Genomic DNA, 18,983 nt, shown 5'->3' with positions numbered 1-18,983 from the left:
AGAACCATGAGCGACAGCACCACGCCCAAGCCCCTGACAGACCCGGCCCACTTCTTCTCCTCCGACATCCGCGTCGGACGCGTTCTGACGGTGGAGGAGTTCCCGGAGGCCCGCAAGCCCGCGTACAGGATCACGGCGGACTTCGGCCCGGTCGGGATCCTGGCCACGAGCGCCCAGGTCACCAACTACCGGCCCGAGGAGCTGAAGGACCGCCTCGTCGTCGGCGTGGTCAACCTCGGGAAGAAGCGGATCGCCGGATTCACCAGCGAGTTCCTCATCCTGGGCTCCTACGACTCGGACGGCGCGGTCCAGCTCCTGTCGCCGGAGCCCGCGGCCGCTCCGGGCGACGTCGTCGGCTGACCCGCCGACCCGCCGCTCCCTCCCGGCGTGCCCGGCGTCCGGCCGCACCTGCGGCGCCGCGCGTCCTGCCGGGGGAGCGGCTCGGGGCAGCGGCCCGAGGACGTCCGGACCGGCCACGCGGCGTGCGCCGGGGCGCCGGACAGGCCGGGGGCGCGGCCGGCCGGGGCGCGGGAGCCCCACGCACCGGTGAACGATCCGGCGCCCCGTCCGGCCGCCGCCCCGGAGCGACGGAACCCCCGGGGCCCGGCCGGCCGGGCCCCGGCGGCCCCTCCCGAAACCGGGTGACGGCGCAGGGCCGTCCGGGAGCCCCGGAGCCCATTCGTGGCATGCTCGTTCCATGACGGGTAGCCGCGACGAGCCGGACGTGCCTGAGCCGGGAAACAGCGGCTGCGGGGGAGGCACCGCGCTCTCCCGCACGGCCGGCGGGGGCTCCGTCTTCTCCTCGGGCCGCTACGTGGCCCGCCGGCAGCCGACGGTGACGGCCGCGGACCCGCGCCCGCCCGCCCTCACGGCCGCCGCGATCCAGGAGCTGTTCGACGGACTGCCCGGCTCCGCGATCTTCCTCGTGCCGCTGTACGGAACGGACGGCGCGGTCGAGGACTTCCGGATCGCGGCGGCCTCGCCCGACGCGCTGGACGTCGGGGGCCGCAGGGGCAGGGAGCTGGTGGGCCTCCGCGTCCTGGAGACGTACCCGAGCGTGCTCGGCACCCCCCTGTGGCGCGGGTACCTCGACGCGCTGGAGCACGGCGTCCGCTACGAGGGCGAGCCCTTCGCGTACGAGGAGGTGCTCGCCGGCATCCCCCGCCTCTCCCGCTTCGCCGTCCGCGCGACGGCCGGCCAGGGCGGACTGGTCGTCTCCTGGGTGCGCCTCGACAGCGGCGAGCGCGAGCAGCGCCGCCTGGAGGTGATGCAGCGCCTGGGGAACATGGGCTGGGCCAACTGGGACCTCGTCCGCGACGCCATCACCTGGTCGGAACAGGTCTACGACATCTTCGCCCGCGACCCCTCCCTCGGCCCGATGACCCTGGAGGAGCTGCCCGGCCACGTCCTGGCCGAGGACCTGCCCGCCCTGGGCGGCGAGGTGCGGCGCCTCCTCGGGGACGGGCTGCCCATCGACCACACCTTCCGCATCACCACCCCCCGGGGAGAGGTCCGCCACCTCCGGATCGTCGCGGAGGCCGAGGCGGACGCCCACGGCTCCCCGGTCGAGGTCCACGGCTTCTTCCAGGACCTCACCGCGGTGAAGCGGACCAAGGAGCAGCTCCTCGAACGCGAACGGGCCGCCCTGGCGCAGCAGGAGACGCTGACGACCGAACGCGCCCTCGCCGCCCGGCTCCAGCACGCCCTGCTGCCCCTTCCCCAGCAGTCCCTGCGCCTGGCCGGCCTCACCGTCGACGTCGCCTACCGCCCCCTCCAGCAGGGGCTCAACGTCGGGGGCGACTGGTACAGCGCCATCGAACTGCCCGACGGCAGCGCCCTGCTCGTCGTCGGCGACGTCGCGGGTCACGGGCTCGACGCCGTGGCCACGATGGCCCAGCTGCGCTTCACCGCCAAGGGCATGGCCATCACCGGGACCCCGCTCGCCACGATCCTCGCCCGCCTCAACACCCTCCTGTGGCACAGCGCGGACCGCGCCTACAGCACGGCCACGATGATCATGGGACGGTACGAGCCCTCCTCGGGGATCCTCACCTGGGTGCAGGCCGGCCACCTGCCGCCCCTCCTCCTGCGCGACGGGGAGGCCCGCTACCTGCCGTCGCCCCGCGGCGTCCTCCTGGGCGCCACGACCGCGCCGCGCTACGACTCGTCGGCCATCCGCCTGCTGCCGGGCGACCACCTGCTGTTCTTCACCGACGGCCTGGTCGAGGCCCCGGGCGTGCTCCTCGACGACGGCCTCGACCACCTGGCCCGCACGGTCGCCGAACTCGGCGACGGCCCGCGCCCCCTGGACGCCGTCCTGGAGGCACTCGTCGACCCGGCGACCCGCCGCGACGACATCTGCGTCCTGCACGTCAGCGTCTGACCGGAAGGACCCCGTGGACCCCGTGAACTCCGTGGACCCCGTGCATCCCGTGGACTTCACGGGTCCGGGCGGCCCCCTGGTCCTCCACGCCAACCTCGTCTCCGACCTGGCGGTGGACCCGGAGGAGCGCGAGGCGCTCCGCGCCTGGGCGGAGCAGGCGCCGCGGGAGGCGTGGCTGCTGCGGCCGGGCGACGTCCTGGTGTCCCCGGTGCCGGTCGGGGAGGAGTTCCTGGAGTACGTCCACGACCTGACCGGCGTCCCCCGGGGCTCGGTCACGGTGGTCGTCCCGCCCGGGGCGGACCCGTGCCACCGGACCGTCGAGGCGGTACGGAGGGCGACGGCCGGCCGGTCCCTCGGGGCGGTCCTCCCCACGGCCCTGGACGGCGCCGCGATCGGTCTCGCGCGCGGCCTGGGCGTCCCCGTGGCGCCGTACGCCTCCGTGGCGGCGGCCGAGGCCGCGCTCGACGTGACCGGGCTGCTCAACACGAAGGCCGGGTTCCGGGACGTGGCGCTCGCGCTGGGCATGAGGCTGCCGGACGGCCGGGTCCGCCGCCGCGACGGGGTGCCGGACGCCGTGCGGGAACTCCTCGCCGCGTACGGGCGGGTCGTGGTCAAGCCCGACCGGTCGGCGGGCGGCCACGGCATGCTCTTCCTCCCGGCGGACCCGGCGGGCCCGGCGGCTTCGTCGGCGGACCCGTGGACCGGGGACGGACTCGCGCCGGTGGGCGGCCCGGAGGGGCTGTGGGTCGTCGAGCGGCGGATCGACGTGGCCCGGTCGGTGAGCGTCCAGATGGAGACCGGCCCCGGCGGGACGCGGGCGCTGTTCAGCGGCGAGATGCGGACCGAGGGAGGCGCCTTCACCGGCTACCTCTCGCCCCTGCCCGCCCCGGCGGCGGACCTCGGGGCCACGCTGGAGGCCTGGGGGCACGCCCTGGGCGGCTTCCTCGCGGCGCGCGGATACGCGGGGCCCTTCGGCCTCGACGCGATGGTGACGCCCGACGGCGAGGTCTACGCGGGGGAGAGCAACGTGCGGCGCACCGCCACCACCACCCCGCGGGCCATGGTGGCCCGTCTCGCGGCGCGGGCCGGAGCCGGTGACCCGGTCTGGGCGACGGGCAGGGTGCGGGCCCCGGCCGCGTATCCCTTCGGCGAGGCCGTGGAGCGGCTGCGCGGCGCGCGGCTCGCCTACGACCCCGCGCGCGGCGAGGGGATCGTCCTCTACGCCGGACCGCCGCCGGACGGCCGGACCTGGCGTTACGCGGCGATCGCCGGCGACCGGGCGGGCGTGACGCGGTACGAGGAGCTGCTGCGGGCCTCCTGGGCCGCCGCGCGCTGAAACGGGCCGTTCGCCGAAACGGGCCGTGCGCCCTACGGCTCGATCAGACCCACCCGGATCGCGTAGCGGGTGAGTTCGAGGCGGTCGCGCATGCCCAGCTTCTGGAGCAGGTTGGCGCGGTGGCGCTCGACGGTCTTGGGGCTGATGACGAGGAGGTCGGCGATCTCCTTCGAGCTGTGGCCCTCCGCGACGAGCTTGAGGATCTCCTCCTCGCGTTCGGTGACGGCCTTGTCGGGCAGGGGCCTGCCCTGCTCCGCCCGGTCGAGGTAGGTGCGGATCAGGGCGGTCTCGGCGCCGGGGTAGATGAACGGCTCGTCGCGCACCGCCGCCCGGCACGCCTCCACCAGGTCGCGGTCGGCCACGGACTTCAGGACGTAACCGCTCGCCCCGGCCTTGAGGGCCTCGAAGAAGTACTGCTCGTTGTCGTACATCGTGAGGATCAGGATCCTCGGCTCCGGCTGGAGGCGGCTGAGTTCGCGGGCCGCCTGGAGCCCCGTCCGGCGGGGCATGGAGATGTCGAGGACGGCCAGGTCGATCCGCTCGGAGCGGGCCAGGGCGACGGCCTCCGCCCCGTCCGCGGCCTCGGCGACGACCGTGAGGTCCGGCTCGGCGTCGAGGATCAGCCGCACCCCGTTGCGCACCAGGGCGTGGTCGTCCGCGAGCAGGATGCGCGTCGGCCGCGCTCCGGTCGTGGCGTCCCCGCTCCCCGTGTCCGTACGGGACCCGATGCCGCCGGTCATGGCGCCCCCTCCTCCGTGCCGCCTCCCGCGCCGCCGCCGGTGGTGTCCAGGCGGACCTCCGTCCCCCCGTCCCGGCCGTCACGGACCGTCAGCTCCGCGCCGATCAGCAGGGCCCGCTCGCGCATGCCCCGCAGCCCGGCGCCCTCGGGCGCGTTCCCGACGCCCCGCCCGTCGTCCCGTACGCGCAGCCCCACCCCGCCCCCGGGCAGGAGCCGCAGCCGCAGGTCGACGCGGCTCGCCCCGGAGTGGCGGGCCGTGTTGGTGAGGCCCTCCTGCGCCACCCGGTAGAGCACCAGCTCCGTCTCGTGGTCGAGCTTCGGCAGACCGGCGTCGATGCGGGGCCGCACCGTCAGGCCGCGCGTGGAGAACTCCGACGCCAGCGACCTGAGTGCGCTGTGCAGCCCCAGCTCCTCCAGGACGCCCGGCCGCAGCCGGTGCGCCATCCGCCGGATCTCGTCCAGGCTGCCCCGGGTGGTCTCCTGCGCCTGGAGCAGCTCGGCCCGCAGACCGGCGGGGGCGTGGTCGGCGGAGTGCTTGAGCTGGAGCAGCACGGCGGTGAGGGTCTGCCCCACCTCGTCGTGCAGCTCCTGCGCGATCCGCCGCCGCTCGGCCTCCTGCGCGGAGAGCACCCGGGCGCTGCTCGCGGCCCGCTCGGCCTCCAGCCGGTCGAGCATCGTGTTGAACGTACGGGTCAGGTCGGCGATCTCGCCGCGCCCCGTCACCTCCGCGCGCCGGCCGGGCCTCAGCGGGTCCGCCGCCCGCATCACCCGGGTGAGGCGCTGGAGCGGCGCCAGGCCCACCCGCAGCAGGAAGGCGTTGGCGGCGAGCATCGCCGCCAGACCGGCCACGAGGACGACCGCCTCGCCGACGAGGACCGGGGTGGAGACCGTGACGGGACCGAAGAGCAGCAGCACGGCGACGACCAGGATCGCGGCGTTCAGCAGGAAGAGGCGCCAGTACAGCGACACCGCCCCGCCTCTCCCCGGACCCGGCACTGTGGCCCGGCCGTCCGATGCTCACCGCGGGCGCCCTGCGGCCCGCGGCGGGACCCGTGTCCCCGCCTCATCCTGACCGTTTTGCCGGGGTTCTGTCCATCCGTGCTGACACCCATGTTCCGCGTCTCCCCGCGGATGGCACCATGACGGGGCCGCGGGGTGCGGGACGGCGCCGTTCCCCCCGTGGCACACCCCTTTTCCCACGAGAGGCCGGCGACCGGCCCCGACCGGCCGCTGCCGGTCACGACGACAGGAGGCGACGGGCCAGTGCCTGCCCCGCGGACCAGAACGACACCCCTGCCCGGCATCGGAGTCCAGTACGACTTCACCACCCGCGAGCACCGCGCGCTCTCGGTCATCGCGCACCGCGACGGAACGCGGACGGTGAACGTCTACCGGGCCGACGACCCCGACGCCTGCGCCCAGTCCCTCCACCTCACCGAGGGGGAGACGGCCTCCCTGATCGACGCGCTGATGCCCGCGCACCACAGCCCCAACGTCCTGCACACCACGGACCTGGGACTCGTCGCCGAGCGGATCGAGCTCTCCGCGCACGCGTACTGGAACGGGCGCGTGCTCGGCGACACCCGGATGCGCACCGAGGCGGGCGCCTCCGTCGTGGCCGTACTGCGCCGCTCCGGGGCGATCCCGTCCCCGACGCCGGACTTCCGGCTCGCGGGCGGCGACACGCTCATCGTGATCGGCACCCGCGAGGGCGTCGACGCCGCCGCCGCGATCCTCGGACGGGAGTGAGGCGAGGGTGCATTCCGCTGTCTTCCTGATCGAGTTCGGCGCCATCATCCTCGGCCTGGGCCTGCTCGGCCGCTTCGCGGCCCGGTTCAGCTTCTCCCCGATCCCGCTCTACCTCCTCGCGGGCCTCGCCTTCGGCAACGGCGGCCTGCTGCCGCTCGGCGCCAGCGAGGAGTTCGTCGCCATCGGCGCCGAGATCGGGGTCATCCTCCTGCTCCTGATGCTCGGCCTCGAGTACACGGCGAGCGACCTCGTCTCCAACCTCAAGACCCAGTACCCGGCCGGGCTCGTCGACTTCGCCCTCAACGCCCTGCCCGGCGCCGTCGCCGCGCTGCTGCTCGGCTGGGGGCCGGTCGCCGCCGTCGTCCTGGCGGGCGTCACCTGGATCTCCTCGTCCGGGGTCATCGCCAAGGTCCTCGGCGACCTCGGACGCCTGGGCAACCGCGAGACCCCGGTGATCCTCAGCATCCTGGTCCTCGAAGACCTGGCCATGGCCGTCTACCTGCCCATCATCACGGCCCTGCTCGCCGGCGTCGGCCTCGCCGCCGGCAGCGTGACGCTCGCGATCGCCCTGGGCGTGGCCGGGCTCGTGCTCTTCCTCGCCCTCCGGTACGGGCGCCTGATCTCCCGGTTCGTCTCCAGCGACGACCCGGAGAAGCTGCTCCTGGTGGTCCTCGGCCTGACCCTGCTCGTCGCCGGCGTCGCCCAGCAGCTCCAGGTCTCCGCCGCCGTCGGCGCGTTCCTCGTCGGCATAGCCCTCTCCGGCGAGGTCGCGGAGGGAGCCCACACCCTGCTGAGCCCGCTGCGGGACCTGTTCGCCGCGGTGTTCTTCGTCTTCTTCGGCCTGCACACCGACCCCGCCAGCATCCCGCCGGTGATCCTGCCGGCGCTCGCCCTGGCGATCGTCACCGCGCTGACCAAGACAGCCACCGGTTACTGGGCCGCGCGCCGGGCCGGGATCGGGGTCAAGGGCCGCTGGCGGGCGGGCGGCACGCTGGTCGCGCGCGGCGAGTTCTCCATCGTCATCGCCGGACTCGCCGTCAGCGCCGGAATCCAGCCACAGATGGGACCCTTCGCCACCGCCTACGTCCTGGTCCTCGTCGTGATCGGGCCGCTCACCGCCCGCTTCACCGAGCCGGTCGCCGCCCACCTCGCCCGTCGCCGGAGCACGCCGACGCCTCCGGCCGCGGGAGACGGGGCGGTACTCGCGGAGTCCGCCGCGGACCTCCCGAAGACCGGCAGCGACGACGTGGAGGCGGGAAGCGGGGCGTCCGGCCGCGCCTGACGCCGCGTCGCGCGTACGCGAAAGGCCCGGGGGCGCGTTCCCCCGGGCCTTTCGTCGCTCCGTCCCTCAGCCGGTGATCTCGACGGCCTCGCCCTGGTCCCCCCGGGGCTTCCGCGACTCCGCCTCGTTCGGCTTCTGCTTCTGGGTGATGCCCCGGAGGAGCTGCGCCAGATCGACTCCGGTGGTGGCGGAGAGCAGCTCCACGCCCTGGGCGACGTTGTCCGCGACCGTGCGGGACAGCTGACTCGCCCCGTCGGTGGAGATGACGGTCATCTTGTCGACGGCCGACAGCGGTTCGGAGGCCTTGGCGACGACCTGCGGCAGGACCTCGACGAGCATCTGCAGGACGGCCGCGTCCCCGTACTGGGAGAAGGCGTCGGCCTTCTTGTGCATCGCCTCGGCCTCGGCGGCGCCCCGCGCGGCGATGGCGGCGGCCTCGGCCTCGCCCTCGATCCGCACGGCGTCGGCGAGGGCCGCGCGGTGCGCCTTCTCGCCCTCACCGGTCAGGCGGGAGCGCTGCGCGTCGGCCTCGGCCTGCTTGACCAGGGCGATCCGGCGGGCCTCGGCCTCCTGCTCGGCCTGGTAGCGGGCGGCGTCGGCGGGCTTGCGGACCTTCGTGTCGAGCTGGCGGTCGGTCAGCGCGGCCTGCCGCTCGGCGACCTTCTCCTGCTCGGTGAGGATGTCCTGCTGGCGGGCGGCCTCGGCGAGGGGTCCCGCGGCGTTGGCCTGGGCGGCGGCCTCGTCGGTCTGCGCCTTGATCTCGGCCTGCTTCAGGTAGAGGGTCCGCTGCGCGACGGCGATCTCCTCCTCCGCCTTCAGCCGGGCCTGCTCGGCGGCGCGGCGGGCGACGGCCTCGGCGATGTCCGCCTCCTGCTTGGCGCGGGCGGCCTCGGGACGCCCGAGGTCCTCCAGGTAGGAGCCCTCGGTGGTGATGTCCTGGATCTGGAAGGCGTCCAGGACCAGGCCCTGGCCGGACAGGCTGGCCTCGGCCTCCTCGGCGACCTGGCCGGCGAACGCGGCGCGGTCGCGGATGATGTCCTCGACCGACATGCGGCCCACAATGGAGCGCAGCGCGCCGGACAGCACCTCCTGGGTGAAGCCGACGATGCCGTCCTGCTGCATCAGGAACCGCTGCGCGGCCGCCCGGATGGAGTCCTCGGTGCCGCCGACCTTGACGATCGCGACGCCCTCCAGGTTCGCCTTCACGCCGCGCAGGGTCACCGCGCCGCGCACCGCGACCGGGATGTGCCGGCTGGAGAGGTCGAGGGTGAACTTCTGCTGCACGAACGGGACGACGAACACGCCGCCGCCGACCACGACCTTCTGGCCGCTGTTGTCGGTGAAGACGCGCCCGGTGGCGGGATCGGTGGCCTTCTTGCCGCGCCGGCCCGTGATGATGAACGCCTCGCTCGGTCCGGCGACCTTGTAGCGGGTGACGACGACGAGACCGAGCAGAACGACCAGGACGACGATCCCGAGGACCGCTGTCAGTACAGGACTCATGGCGAAATCCCCTTGAGTGGAACGTGGGTGGAAAACGTGGGTGGGAAAAGAAGGGAACGAAGAGATGAAAGGCGGTGGGGTCAGCGCTCGACGGGGCGGACGGCGACCGACGTCGACGACAGGACGGACTCCACCCACACCTCGGCGCCCCGCGCCACCGGTGCGGCGGCCTTCGCCGCGTACTTCACCGGCTGCCCGCCCAGATACAGCAGCACCTCGCCGTAACCGACGGCGGGGATCGACGTGACGACCGTGCCCGACGTCCCGGTCAGGTCCTCGCCCCGGGGCGCGGGCGCGTCGTCCCGCAGCAGGGCCCGGCTGAACCGCCAGGTCAGCCAGCCCACCAGGGCGCCCGCGACGGCCCCGACGACGGTCGCGGTGACGGCGCCCGCACCGGCGGCGCCGGTGGCGATGGCCCCCGTGAAGCCGAGGGCCGACACGAAGCCGGCGATCACCGGGAGGGACAGGAATCCGTCCACGCCGATGCCGACGCTTTCCAGGACGCCGTCGAAAACCAGGGAGAGGGCCAGGACCACCAGTCCCGCGATTCCGAATCCGAGAAACCACACCATGTGCCGCGCCCCCTGGCCCCCGTTGATCGGCTCGCGCTTTCGCGCCCGCGTGTTCCCGCGTGCGCGCTCTCGCGCCGAGCCGTGAAATCGTGCTCTCGCGTCGTGAAAGTACCCCATTGTCCCATGTCGCAGGCCTGCGGAACATGGGTGCCGGTACCCATTGACGCCCCACGCCGGTATTCCGGCGGTGAATTTCCCGAGCCCTGCGAGGCTACCCGAATTCCTTTCCGCCGGGGAGGGCGGGACGTCCCGGGGCGGCACGGGACGTACGGCCTCCTCCGCCCGCTCCGTACGATCCGCTCAGTACGATGGTCTGCCGACCGGACGGCTGCGGACGGGGCCGTCGGGCACGACGGGAACGTGGGGAACGTCGGGAACGGAAAGGGCGGCGGCATGGCGGACCGGAACGAGGACGGGGCGGAGCCCTCGGCCCGCAGGCGCGGGCAGGGCGAGCTGGAGGCCCAGGTGCTCGCCGTCCTGCGCGAGGCGTCCGAGCCGGTGCCCGTGGCGTGGGTGCGCGAGCGCCTCGGCGGCGGCCTCGCCTACACCACCGTGATCACCATCCTGACCCGGCTGCGGGCGAAGGGCGCCGTCGAACGCGAGCGCGCGGGCCGGTCCTTCCGGTGGACGGCGGTCGCGGACGAGGCGGGACTCGCCGCCCTGCGGATGCGGAAGGTCCTGGACGCCGAGGCGGACCGGCAGGCGGTCCTGGCCAGCTTCGTGACCGCGCTCTCGCCGAACGACGAGCGACTCCTCCGTGAACTCCTCTCCCCGGAAGCCGAACTCCTCTCTCCGGAAGCGGGACTTCCCTCCCCGGAGGCCGGGGAGGAGGAAGGCTGACCGCCATGGGAGTCTTCGTCTTCCTTCCCCTGGTCCTTCCGCTCACCGCGTGGCCGATCGCCCGCCTCGCCGAACAGCGGCTCCATCCCCGTACCGCGACCCGGCTGCTCGCCGCCGTCGCCGGCGTCTCCGCCGTGTGCAGCACGCTCTGCCTCGGACTGCTCGTGATCGTGGGCACCGCGCAACTGCCCGGCAACCCGCTCCCCGACGGCTGGTCGGACCCCGACGTGCGGGCGGCCGTCCCGTACGACGAGATCGCGGGCCGGGCGGCCATCCCCGCGCTCCTCGCCGTCCTCGTCTCCTGCGGCATTGCCGCGTGGCGGCAACTGCGGGTGCGGCGCAGGGCGTCGGGCGCGCTCGCCGGGCTGCCGCCGACGTCCGTCGCGGTGCTGCCGGACCGCACCCCGTACGCGTACGCGCTCCCCGGCGGCCGGGGGCACGGCCGGGGCCGGGTCGTGGTCAGCACCGGCATGCTCGCCGGCCTGGCCGCCGCCGAGCGCCGGGCCCTCTTCGCCCACGAGCGGGCCCATCTGGACGGGCGTCACCACCGGCACCTCCTGACGGTCCACCTGGCGGCCCGCGCCAACCCGTTCCTGCGCCCGCTGCGCACCGCCGTCGCGTACACCGCCGAGCGGTGGGCCGACGAGGAGGCGGCGGCCGAGATCGGCAGCCGCCGCACCGTGGCCCGGGCGATCGGCAGGGCCGCCCTCCTCGCCCCGCGCGCGCCCGCCGCCACCCTCCCCGCCCTGGCGGCGGTGGGCCCGGTGCCCCGCCGGGTCGCCGCCCTGATGCGCCCGGCCCCGATGGGCCGCGCCTGGCCACCGGTCTGCACGGCCGCCGGCCTGGCCGCCTGGGGCGCCGCCTTCGGCACGACGGTCTCGGCCCTGTCCTCGGCCAACTCGGCGGTCACGCTGTACTTCGTGCTGCACGCGGCGACCACGTCGGTGTAGCGAGGCCCGGCCTCCGGGGCCCCGAGTCCCGGGGCCCCGTTCGCGCGGACTAGAGGTCGAACTCGTGCGGCGGCAGGCCCAGGGCGAAGCACGCCTCGCGGACCACGGCCTGTTCCGTCTTGTCGAAGTCGCCGTCGGCGCCGCCGATGACGATGCCGATCTGGACGACGGCGCGGGCCTCGGCCGGCTTCTTCTTGGCCTTGGCGATCTCTTGGAGGACGCCGACCTTGCCGAAGTCGAAGTCGGCGGTGAGCTTGTCCAGGTTGGCGTCGAAGCGGCGCTGGAGGTCGAGCGCGTCGAAGTTCTGCAGCACCTCGTTGGTGGCGATGAGCTGGGCGACCCGGCGGCGCTCGGCGGGGTCGATCGTGCCGTCGGCGGCGGCGACGAGGGCGCACATGGCCATGCTCGCGTCCCGGAACGCACCGCTCTTCAGGTCGTTCTTCCTCGCCACCAGCTGGGTCTGCATCGTCGATGCGGATTCCTTGATGCGGTCCCACAGGGCCATGAGCACTCCCGACGTCGATCGCTTACTTCTACGTATGTGTAGAACGTAGCAGTGCCGCCGGGAGTTCCCGGGCCCGCGGGTGCCGGTCATCCGCCCAGGAGCAGGAGCGAGACCCACAGGGCCGCCGTCGAGGCGACGAGGGCGGCGGGCACGGTGAGCAGCCCGAGGCGGGTGAACCGCCCCAGGTCGACCGGGTGTTCGTGGTGGTGGGCGATGCGGCGCCACAGGAGGGTGGCGAGGGAGCCCGCGTACGTGAGGTTGGGGCCGATGTTCACGCCGATCAGGACGGCGAGCACCGCGCCGGGCCCCGAGGGGGCCGCCAGCGGTGCCAGGGCCAGGGTCGCGGGCAGGTTGTTGATGAGGTTGGCGAGGACGGCGGCGAGCGCGGCGGTGCCGAGCAGCGCCGGCAGGGAGGTGCCGTCGGGCAGGAGGTGGGCGAGGGCGGCGCCCAGACCGTTGTCGACGACGGCGCGGACGACGACGCCCAGGGCCAGGACGAAGGCGAGGAACGGCAGCGAGGCCGCGCGGACCAGCGCGCGCGGGGTGGTGCGGCGCCGGGCCAGGGCGCGTACGGCCAGGACGGCGGCGCCCGCCGCGGCCGCCCAGGCCGGGTCCACCCCGGTGGCCGAGGCGACGGCGAAGCCCGCGAGGGTCGCGGCCACGGTGACCAGGGCGAAGAGCGGGAGCGCGACGGGCTCCGGCGGCCCGGCGGCGTCGGCCGGGGCGGCGAGGTCGCGGGCGAAGAAGCGCCGGAAGACCGCGTACTCGACCGCGACGGCGGTGAGCCAGGGGAGCAGCATCAGGAGCGCGAACCGGGTGAAGCCGAGGCCGGTGGCCGTGAAGGCGAGCAGGTTGGTCAGGTTCGAGACGGGCAGGAGCAGCGAGGCCGTGTTCGACAGGTGGGCGCTCGCGTAGACGTGGGGCGCGGGCCGCGCCCCCATCCGGGCGGCCGTCGCGAAGACCACCGGGGTCAGCAGGACGACCGTCGCGTCCAGGCTCAGCACGGCGGTGATCAGCGAGGCGAGGCCGAAGACGGCGCCGAGCAGCCGTCGGGGCCGGCGCCGGGACCAGCGGGCCATCCAGGCGCCGCACGCCTGGAAGAGGCCCTCGTCGTCGCAGAGCCGGGCGAGGACGAGCACGGCCGCGAGGAAACCGATCACCGGCCCGAGCCGCTCGGCCTCCTCGCGCACGGCGTCGGGCGTGACCGCCCCCACCGCGAGGACGGCGCCGGCGGCGGGCAGCGCGAAGACCGCCTCGGGCAGACGGAAGGGACGGACGACGGCGCAGACGAGCACCACGGCCAGGGCGAGCACGGACACGGACGAGACGAGCATGCGTCCGATCATCCGGGGTCGCGGGGGCGGGGTGGCGTCGGGGTCCGCCCGGTTTCGGGACCCGTCCGATCCCGGAGCCGCCGTGTTTTTCCCGCCCGGTTCCCGCCCACCCCTTGTCAGTGCAATTTCACATTACTATGGTACTGCTCGCACCGCAGCTGCAATCGACGTCAACTCGACCTACAGCCAGGCAAGTTGACTGGGAACCACCCCCACATCCCCCTCCCGACACAGGAGTTCTGGTGTCCCAGCACAGATCCGTGCGCACCACCCTGCTCGCCGCCGTACTGGCGGCCGGGCTGCTCGTACCGCTCGGGCAGACCGTCAGTCAGGCCGCCGACCGGACCGCGACCGCGGGGAGCGCGCCGCCCGCCGCCGAGGCCCGGCCGCACCCGTACGACGAGGTCGACCGCCTCGCCACCGCGCCCCCGGCCACCGCCGCCCCCGCACCCGCCCCGGGCGGCACCGCCGCCGGCCGGATCCCCGGACCCGCCGAGGCCGCCGCCGTCACCGCGCCGCGCGGGGCCCGGAAGAGCGCCGCCGCGCCCTGCACCCTCGACGGGGTCACCGGCCTGGCCCCCGAGCGGCTCGCCGACTTCCTCACCGACCCCGCCGTGACCGCCGACGGCTGTCTGCGCGACCTCATATGGACCTGGGACGCCCGGCTCGCCCCGGTCATGTCCGACGCCCACGTCCAGGCCGTCGCCCGCCGCGCCTCCTCGCTCGCCGCGAGCCACGACGGACGCAACTCCACCCACCTGGAAGAGCTGTTCACCTACCTCCACGCGGTGGCCTACCACGACTTCTCGCGCGACGAGATCGACACCACCGACGCCCCGACCGTCGACGCCGTGCGCCGCGCCGTCGCCGACCACGGCACGGCCGCCCGCACCTTCGACGCCACCCCGGCCAACGCCGCCACCCTCCGCGAGGCCCTCTACGCGGCCAGCGCGCCCGGCCTGCGCCACCACCAACTGCCCCTGATCCGCAAGGTCCTGGCGACTATGGACGCCGACCACACCGCGACGCGCCTCGACCCGGCCTGGGCGAACGCCGCGCTCGCCGCGCTCTCCGTCAACTACCTCGGCGTCTACCCGGGCAACCAGGACGCCGCCTTCCACGCGGCGGCCGCCGCCGACCCCGCGTACCGCGCCGCCTTCAAGGCCTTCTCCGGCTACGGACACCTCAAGGGGACCGCCAACGCCTGGGTCGCCCGCGACGCGCTGAGCGAGTACGGCCGCTTCGGCCAGATCGACGGCCTGCGCACCGGCGTCGTCGCCGACCTCGGCGCCCTGCTCGGCCCGGTCGAGACCGCCTTCGGCACCGCGAGCGCGCCGTGGGCCTCGCTCGTCTCCTGGCTCAACTTCTACGACGCCTGCGCCCCCTACAAGGTGTGCAAGGAGGACATCGAGCGCCGGATCTTCCCGTACGCCTACACGTACGACAACGGGGCCATCAAGGTCCGCACCGGCCTCCCGCGCGCGACCGTCGACACGCTCTACTACGCGAGCAAGCGGGTCAAGGCGCAGTTCCACCGCGTCCTCGGCACCCAGGAGCCCCTGGCCGGCGACCCCAACTCCACCCTGAACATCGTCCTGTACGCCTCGCGCGCCGACTACGAGCAGTACCACCCCATCCTGACCGGGATGGACACGAACAACGGCGGCATCTACATCGAGCGCGGCGCCACCTTCTACACCTACGAGCGGCGCGTCCCGCAGGACTCCACGCTCACCCTCGAAGAGCTCTTCCGGCACGAGTACACGCACTACCTGAACGGCCGGTACGCCGTGCCCGGCTTCTTCGGCGAGGGCCCCTGGTACCAGAACGACCGCACCACCGCCATGGACGAGGGCACGGCCGAGTTCTTCGCCGGCGCCACCCGTGACAACGGCGTCGCCGTCCGCAAGTCGCTCGTCCGCGGCGTCATCTCCGACACGGCGGGCGGCGGACCTCGTATGACGGTACGTCAGCTCCTGAACGCCACCTACGACGGCGACGGGTTCCGCTTCTACCACTACGCCGGCACCTTCTTCGAGTACCTCTGGACCGAGAAGCCGTCCCTGCTGCGCGAGATGTACGGACACCTGCGGGGGAACAACGTCACCGCGTACGACGCCTGGCGCGCGCGGCTCGGCTCCGACACGGCGCTCCAGCGCGGCTACGACTCCTTCCTCGACGCCCGGATCGCCGAGGTGGACCGCCTGTACGTGCCGGTCACCACGTTCACGCCGAACGACCGGCTGCGGGACTCCAAGGCCTCCGAGGTCGCCGCCTCCTTCGCCGCCGCGACCTCCAACACCCCCGCCTGCGCGGAGACCGGCGCGCCGGGCGGACGCCGCTTCGTCTGCACCGGCCGCGTCACGGCCAACCTCGCGAACGCGGCGAGCGCTGACCAGGTCTTCAAGGACATGTCCGAGACCGTCGACTACTTCCTCCTCGACCGGGCGGGCGCGGCCTCGAACAACCTGGCCGACATGGACTGCTCCTTCGGTCCCGTCGACCTCTGGACCGGCGGACGCGCGGGAACCTCCGGCTACACCTGCGAGGGACCGCTGCGCGGCTGAGCCGCGCGCACCGGGTCCGGAGGGCGCCCGGTCGGGCGACCCCCGACGCGCCCTCCGGCCCCGGCCCCGTTCCGCCCTGTTCCTCCTCAAGGGAAGGTGGCACCTTACTGTCGTGTCCCAGAGCCAGAGCCAGAGCCAGAGCCGGAGCCTGAGCCCGGACGTCGTGATCGTCGGCGCGGGTGTCGTCGGAGCCGCCTGCGCGTACTTCGCGGGCCGCGCGGGACTCTCCGTCGCGGTCGTCGACCGGGGCCCGGTCGCGGGCGGCACCACCGGCGCCGGCGAGGGCAACCTCCTCGTCTCCGACAAGGAACCCGGACCCGAACTCGACCTCGCCCTGCTCTCCGCGCGCCTCTGGCGCGACCTCGCCGCCCTGCTCCCGCCCGACATCGAGTACGAGGCCAAGGGCGGCCTCGTCGTGGCGCCCGACCCGACCGCCCTCAGGGCCCTGCACGCCTTCGCGGAGGGACAGCGGACGGCCGGCGTCGAGGCCGCCGAGGTCCCCGGCGACGGACTGCGCGCCCTGGAACCGCACCTCGCCCCCGGTCTCGCGGGCGGCTTCCACTACCCGCAGGACTCCCAGGTCCAGCCCGCCCGCGCGGCGGCCCGCCTCCTCGCCGCCTCCGGCGCCGCCGTCCACCTCGGCGAGGAGGTCACCGACGTCCTCCGCACCCCCTCCGGAGCGGTGCGCGGGGTCCGCACGACCCGCCGCGACCTCACCGCCCCCGCCGTCGTCAACGCGGCCGGGACCTGGGGCGGCGCGCTCGCCGCGCTCGCCGGCACGGACCTTCCGGTACGGCCCCGGCGCGGCTTCGTCCTGGTGACCGAGCCCCTCCCCAGGGTCGTACGGCACAAGGTGTACGCCGCCGACTACGTCGCGGACGTCGCCAGCGGCTCGGCCGCGCTCCAGTCCTCGGCCGTCGTCGAGGGCACCCCCGCCGGGCCCGTGCTCATCGGCGCCACCCGCGAACGCGTCGGCTTCGACCGCTCCCTGTCCACCGAGGCCCTGCGCCGGCTCGCCGCCCGGGCCGCCGCGCTCTTCCCGGTCCTCGCGGAGGTGCGGGTGCTGCGCGCCTACCACGGCTTCCGCCCCTACCTGCCGGACCACCTGCCGGCGATCGGTCCCGATCCGCGCGTCCCCGGGCTGCTGCACGCCTGCGGCCACGAGGGCGCGGGCATCGGCCTCGCCCCGGCCACGGGGCTCCTGATCGCCACCGCGCTCACGGGCGGCGCGGGGGAGGGGATGGAGGGGGTGGCGGGGGTGGCGGGCGTGGACCCGGCGCCCTTCCGGCCCGAACGCTTCGACGACACCTCCGACCCCGGACGACGGGAGAGCACCCCATGAGACGACGCCGTACCCCGCGCGCCCTGGTCGGCGGCCGGGCCGAGACCGCCTTCACCGTCACGTTCGACGGACGCCCGCTCCCCGCCCTGGACGGCCAGTCCGTCGCGGCCGTCCTGTGGAGCGCGGGCATCCTGACCTGGCGCACCACCAGGAACGCCGGGGCGCCGCGCGGGGTCTTCTGCGGCATGGGAAGCTGCTTCGACTGCCTCGTCACGGTCGACGGACGCCCCAACCTGCGGGCCTGCCTCACCCCGGCCCGCCCCGGCGACGCCGTCACGACACAGGAGGGAACGGGCCGTGCCGACCTCGCGGTGTGAGCCGTCCGGGCCGCCCGAATCGTCCGGGCAGCCAGCGCCCTCCGAGCGCTCCGGGCCGTCCGAGTCCTCCCGACCGTCCGAGCCGCCAGAACCGTCCGAGCCGTTCGACCTCGCCGTCGTCGGTGCCGGTCCCGCCGGTCTCGCCGCCGCCGTGGAGGCGGCCCGGCGCGGCCTCCGGGTGGTCCTCGTCGACGCCGGTGACCGGCCCGGCGGCCAGTACCACCGGCATCCCGCGCCCGAGCTGGGCGCGCGGCGACCCGGGGCGCTCCACCACGACTGGCGGGAGTTCACCCGCCGCGCGGCGGCCCTGGACGGCCTCGTCCGGGCGGGCAGGGTCGTCCACCTGCCCGGACACCACGTCTGGACGGTGCTGCCCGAGGGCACAGGCTGGAGGCTGCACGCCGTGGCCGGGCCCGACGAGGCCGCCGCGACCGTCCGGGCCCGGGCGGCGCTCCTGGCCACCGGCTCCCACGAGCGCCAACTGCCGTTCCCGGGCTGGACGCTGCCGGGCGTGGTGGGCGCCGGGGGTGCGCAGGCGATGCTCAAGAGCGGGCTCGTCCTGCCCGGCCGCCGGGTCGTCGTGGCCGGCAGCGGCCCCCTGCTCCTGGCGGTCGCCGGCTCCCTCGCGGCGGCCGGCGCCCGCGTCCCCGCCGTCGTCGAGGCCGGTGCGTACCTCGGCTACTCCGGCTTCGTCCCCACGCTCCTCCGCAACCCCGCCAAGCTCGCCGAAGGCGCCCTGCACGGAAGCGCGTTGCTGCGGCACGGCACCAGGCTCCTCGCCCGGCACGCGGTCGTCGAGGCCCACGGCTCCGGGCGCGTCGAGGCGGTGACCGTGGCACGGCTCGACCCCGACTGGCGCCCCCTGCCGGGCACCGGCCGCCGGATCCCCTGCGACGCGCTCGCCGTCGGCCACGGCCTCGTCCCGCAGCTGGAACTCGCCACGGCCCTCGGCTGCGCGACCCGCACGAGCGCCGACGGGACGGCCGCCCTCGTCCTCGACGCCGAACAGTCGACCTCGGTCCCCGGCGTCTGGGCCGCAGGAGAGACGGGCGGCATCGGAGGCGCCCGACTCGCGGTCGTGGAAGGGAAGTTGGCGGCGCTGTCGATCACCCGCACCCTCCTCGGCGCCCGGACCCTGGAGCCCCGCGAGGCCGCGCTCCGGCGCCACCGCGACCGGCTGCGCGCCTTCGCGGAGGCGATGGGCGCCGTGCACCGGCCCGGACCCGGCTGGACCGGATGGCTGAGACCCGACACCGAGGTCTGCCGCTGCGAGGAGGTGCCGGCCGCCCGCGTGACGGAGGCCGTCGACGCCCTGGGCGCCCGGGACGCCCGTACGGTCAAGCTGCTCACCCGCGCCGGCATGGGCTGGTGCCAGGGCCGCACGTGCGGCCCCGCCGTGGCCGCCCTCGCCGGAGGCGCCGCCGGGGGAGGAGCGGTCCCGGACCGGCGCCCGCTCTCCTGCCCCGTACCGCTCCGTCATCTGGCGGAACTCCCGGAGCAGGGCCGTACCGAAAGCTGACCGGGCGTCAGAAGGAGGCGAGCGCGGGCCTCTTGTGGCCCGCCC

17 protein-coding genes are annotated in these 18,983 nt (G+C 74.9%); 11 read left to right on the top strand and 6 right to left on the bottom strand.

All coding sequences use genetic code 11. The features are described from left to right. Positions 1 to 6: 6 nt before the first annotated feature. From ACIP5O_RS23155 to ACIP5O_RS23145, 3 genes are all read left to right on the top strand, one after another. A complete protein-coding gene (locus ACIP5O_RS23155) occupies positions 7 to 360 on the top strand; it encodes a tRNA-binding protein (RefSeq protein WP_401296239.1) in 354 nt (117 codons plus the stop codon). A gap of 337 nt (positions 361 to 697) precedes the next feature. Then, entirely contained in the window at positions 698 to 2,383 is a 1,686-nt protein-coding gene (locus tag ACIP5O_RS23150) for a PP2C family protein-serine/threonine phosphatase (RefSeq protein WP_401296238.1), read from the top strand. 13 nt (positions 2,384 to 2,396) lie between these two features. Then, positions 2,397 to 3,719, top strand: coding sequence for a peptide ligase PGM1-related protein (locus ACIP5O_RS23145; RefSeq protein WP_401296236.1), 1,323 nt, complete (start codon positions 2,397 to 2,399; stop codon positions 3,717 to 3,719). Between the two features lie 32 nt (positions 3,720 to 3,751). Here ACIP5O_RS23145 and ACIP5O_RS23140 read toward each other — a convergent pair whose 3' ends face one another. Beyond that, positions 3,752 to 4,459 (bottom strand): response regulator, encoded by a 708-nt coding sequence (locus tag ACIP5O_RS23140; RefSeq protein WP_401296234.1) that lies wholly within the window; start codon positions 4,457 to 4,459, stop codon positions 3,752 to 3,754. After that, positions 4,456 to 5,427, bottom strand: a complete 972-nt coding sequence (locus ACIP5O_RS23135) for a HAMP domain-containing sensor histidine kinase (RefSeq protein WP_401296232.1) — start codon at positions 5,425 to 5,427, stop codon at positions 4,456 to 4,458. Before ACIP5O_RS23135 ends, ACIP5O_RS23140 begins: the two co-directional genes overlap by 4 nt. Positions 5,428 to 5,721: 294 nt before the next feature. Between ACIP5O_RS23135 and ACIP5O_RS23130 the strand changes: the two genes are divergently transcribed. Together ACIP5O_RS23130 and ACIP5O_RS23125 are read left to right on the top strand one after the other, a co-directional pair. Continuing rightward, positions 5,722 to 6,207, top strand: a complete 486-nt coding sequence (locus ACIP5O_RS23130) for a TrkA C-terminal domain-containing protein (RefSeq protein ID WP_356547285.1) — start codon at positions 5,722 to 5,724, stop codon at positions 6,205 to 6,207. A gap of 7 nt (positions 6,208 to 6,214) precedes the next feature. Beyond that, positions 6,215 to 7,489, top strand: a complete 1,275-nt coding sequence (locus tag ACIP5O_RS23125; RefSeq protein ID WP_401296230.1) for a cation:proton antiporter — start codon at positions 6,215 to 6,217, stop codon at positions 7,487 to 7,489. Between the two features lie 66 nt (positions 7,490 to 7,555). Here ACIP5O_RS23125 and ACIP5O_RS23120 read toward each other — a convergent pair whose 3' ends face one another. Both ACIP5O_RS23120 and ACIP5O_RS23115 read right to left on the bottom strand, forming a co-directional pair. Further along, positions 7,556 to 8,992, bottom strand: a complete 1,437-nt coding sequence (locus ACIP5O_RS23120) for a flotillin family protein (RefSeq protein ID WP_401296228.1) — start codon at positions 8,990 to 8,992, stop codon at positions 7,556 to 7,558. 80 nt (positions 8,993 to 9,072) lie between these two features. Then, positions 9,073 to 9,564 (bottom strand): hypothetical protein, encoded by a 492-nt coding sequence (locus ACIP5O_RS23115; protein WP_401296226.1) that lies wholly within the window; start codon positions 9,562 to 9,564, stop codon positions 9,073 to 9,075. Between the two features lie 393 nt (positions 9,565 to 9,957). Here ACIP5O_RS23115 and ACIP5O_RS23110 point away from each other — a divergent pair, with 393 nt between their 5' ends. Then, positions 9,958 to 10,404 carry a BlaI/MecI/CopY family transcriptional regulator gene (locus ACIP5O_RS23110; RefSeq protein ID WP_401296224.1) on the top strand — a complete coding sequence of 149 codons (447 nt, stop codon included), beginning with the start codon at positions 9,958 to 9,960 and terminating at the stop codon, positions 10,402 to 10,404. A 5-nt stretch (positions 10,405 to 10,409) separates the two neighbouring features. Next, positions 10,410 to 11,354, top strand: coding sequence for a M56 family metallopeptidase (locus tag ACIP5O_RS23105; protein ID WP_401296222.1), 945 nt, complete (start codon positions 10,410 to 10,412; stop codon positions 11,352 to 11,354). A gap of 49 nt (positions 11,355 to 11,403) precedes the next feature. On the opposite strand, the gene ACIP5O_RS23100 is transcribed toward ACIP5O_RS23105, so the two are convergent. Continuing rightward, positions 11,404 to 11,859 carry a tellurite resistance TerB family protein gene (locus tag ACIP5O_RS23100; RefSeq protein ID WP_383435800.1) on the bottom strand — a complete coding sequence of 152 codons (456 nt, stop codon included), beginning with the start codon at positions 11,857 to 11,859 and terminating at the stop codon, positions 11,404 to 11,406. Between the two features lie 86 nt (positions 11,860 to 11,945). Continuing rightward, positions 11,946 to 13,193 (bottom strand): SLC13 family permease, encoded by a 1,248-nt coding sequence (locus tag ACIP5O_RS23095; protein ID WP_401296220.1) that lies wholly within the window; start codon positions 13,191 to 13,193, stop codon positions 11,946 to 11,948. Between the two features lie 242 nt (positions 13,194 to 13,435). On the opposite strand from ACIP5O_RS23095, the gene ACIP5O_RS23090 reads away from it, so the two are divergent. From ACIP5O_RS23090 to ACIP5O_RS23075, 4 genes are all read left to right on the top strand, one after another. Beyond that, positions 13,436 to 15,760, top strand: coding sequence for a collagenase (locus tag ACIP5O_RS23090; RefSeq protein ID WP_401296218.1), 2,325 nt, complete (start codon positions 13,436 to 13,438; stop codon positions 15,758 to 15,760). A 112-nt stretch (positions 15,761 to 15,872) separates the two neighbouring features. After that, positions 15,873 to 17,102, top strand: a complete 1,230-nt coding sequence (locus ACIP5O_RS23085; protein ID WP_401296216.1) for an NAD(P)/FAD-dependent oxidoreductase — start codon at positions 15,873 to 15,875, stop codon at positions 17,100 to 17,102. Beyond that, the gene (locus ACIP5O_RS23080) at positions 17,099 to 17,419 is read left to right on the top strand and encodes a (2Fe-2S)-binding protein (protein WP_401296214.1); all 321 of its coding nucleotides are present in this window, start codon (positions 17,099 to 17,101) and stop codon (positions 17,417 to 17,419) included. The genes ACIP5O_RS23085 and ACIP5O_RS23080 overlap by 4 nt, the downstream gene beginning before the upstream one ends. Next, entirely contained in the window at positions 17,400 to 18,938 is a 1,539-nt protein-coding gene (locus ACIP5O_RS23075) for an NAD(P)/FAD-dependent oxidoreductase (protein ID WP_401296212.1), read from the top strand. Before ACIP5O_RS23080 ends, ACIP5O_RS23075 begins: the two co-directional genes overlap by 20 nt. Positions 18,939 to 18,983: the final 45 nt, after the last annotated feature.

Source organism: Streptomyces sp. NPDC088915 (genome assembly GCF_044749825.1).
In the GTDB taxonomy this organism is placed as follows: Bacteria; Actinomycetota; Actinomycetes; order Streptomycetales; family Streptomycetaceae; genus Streptomyces.
This window is presented reverse-complemented; position numbering and strand designations above follow the sequence as displayed.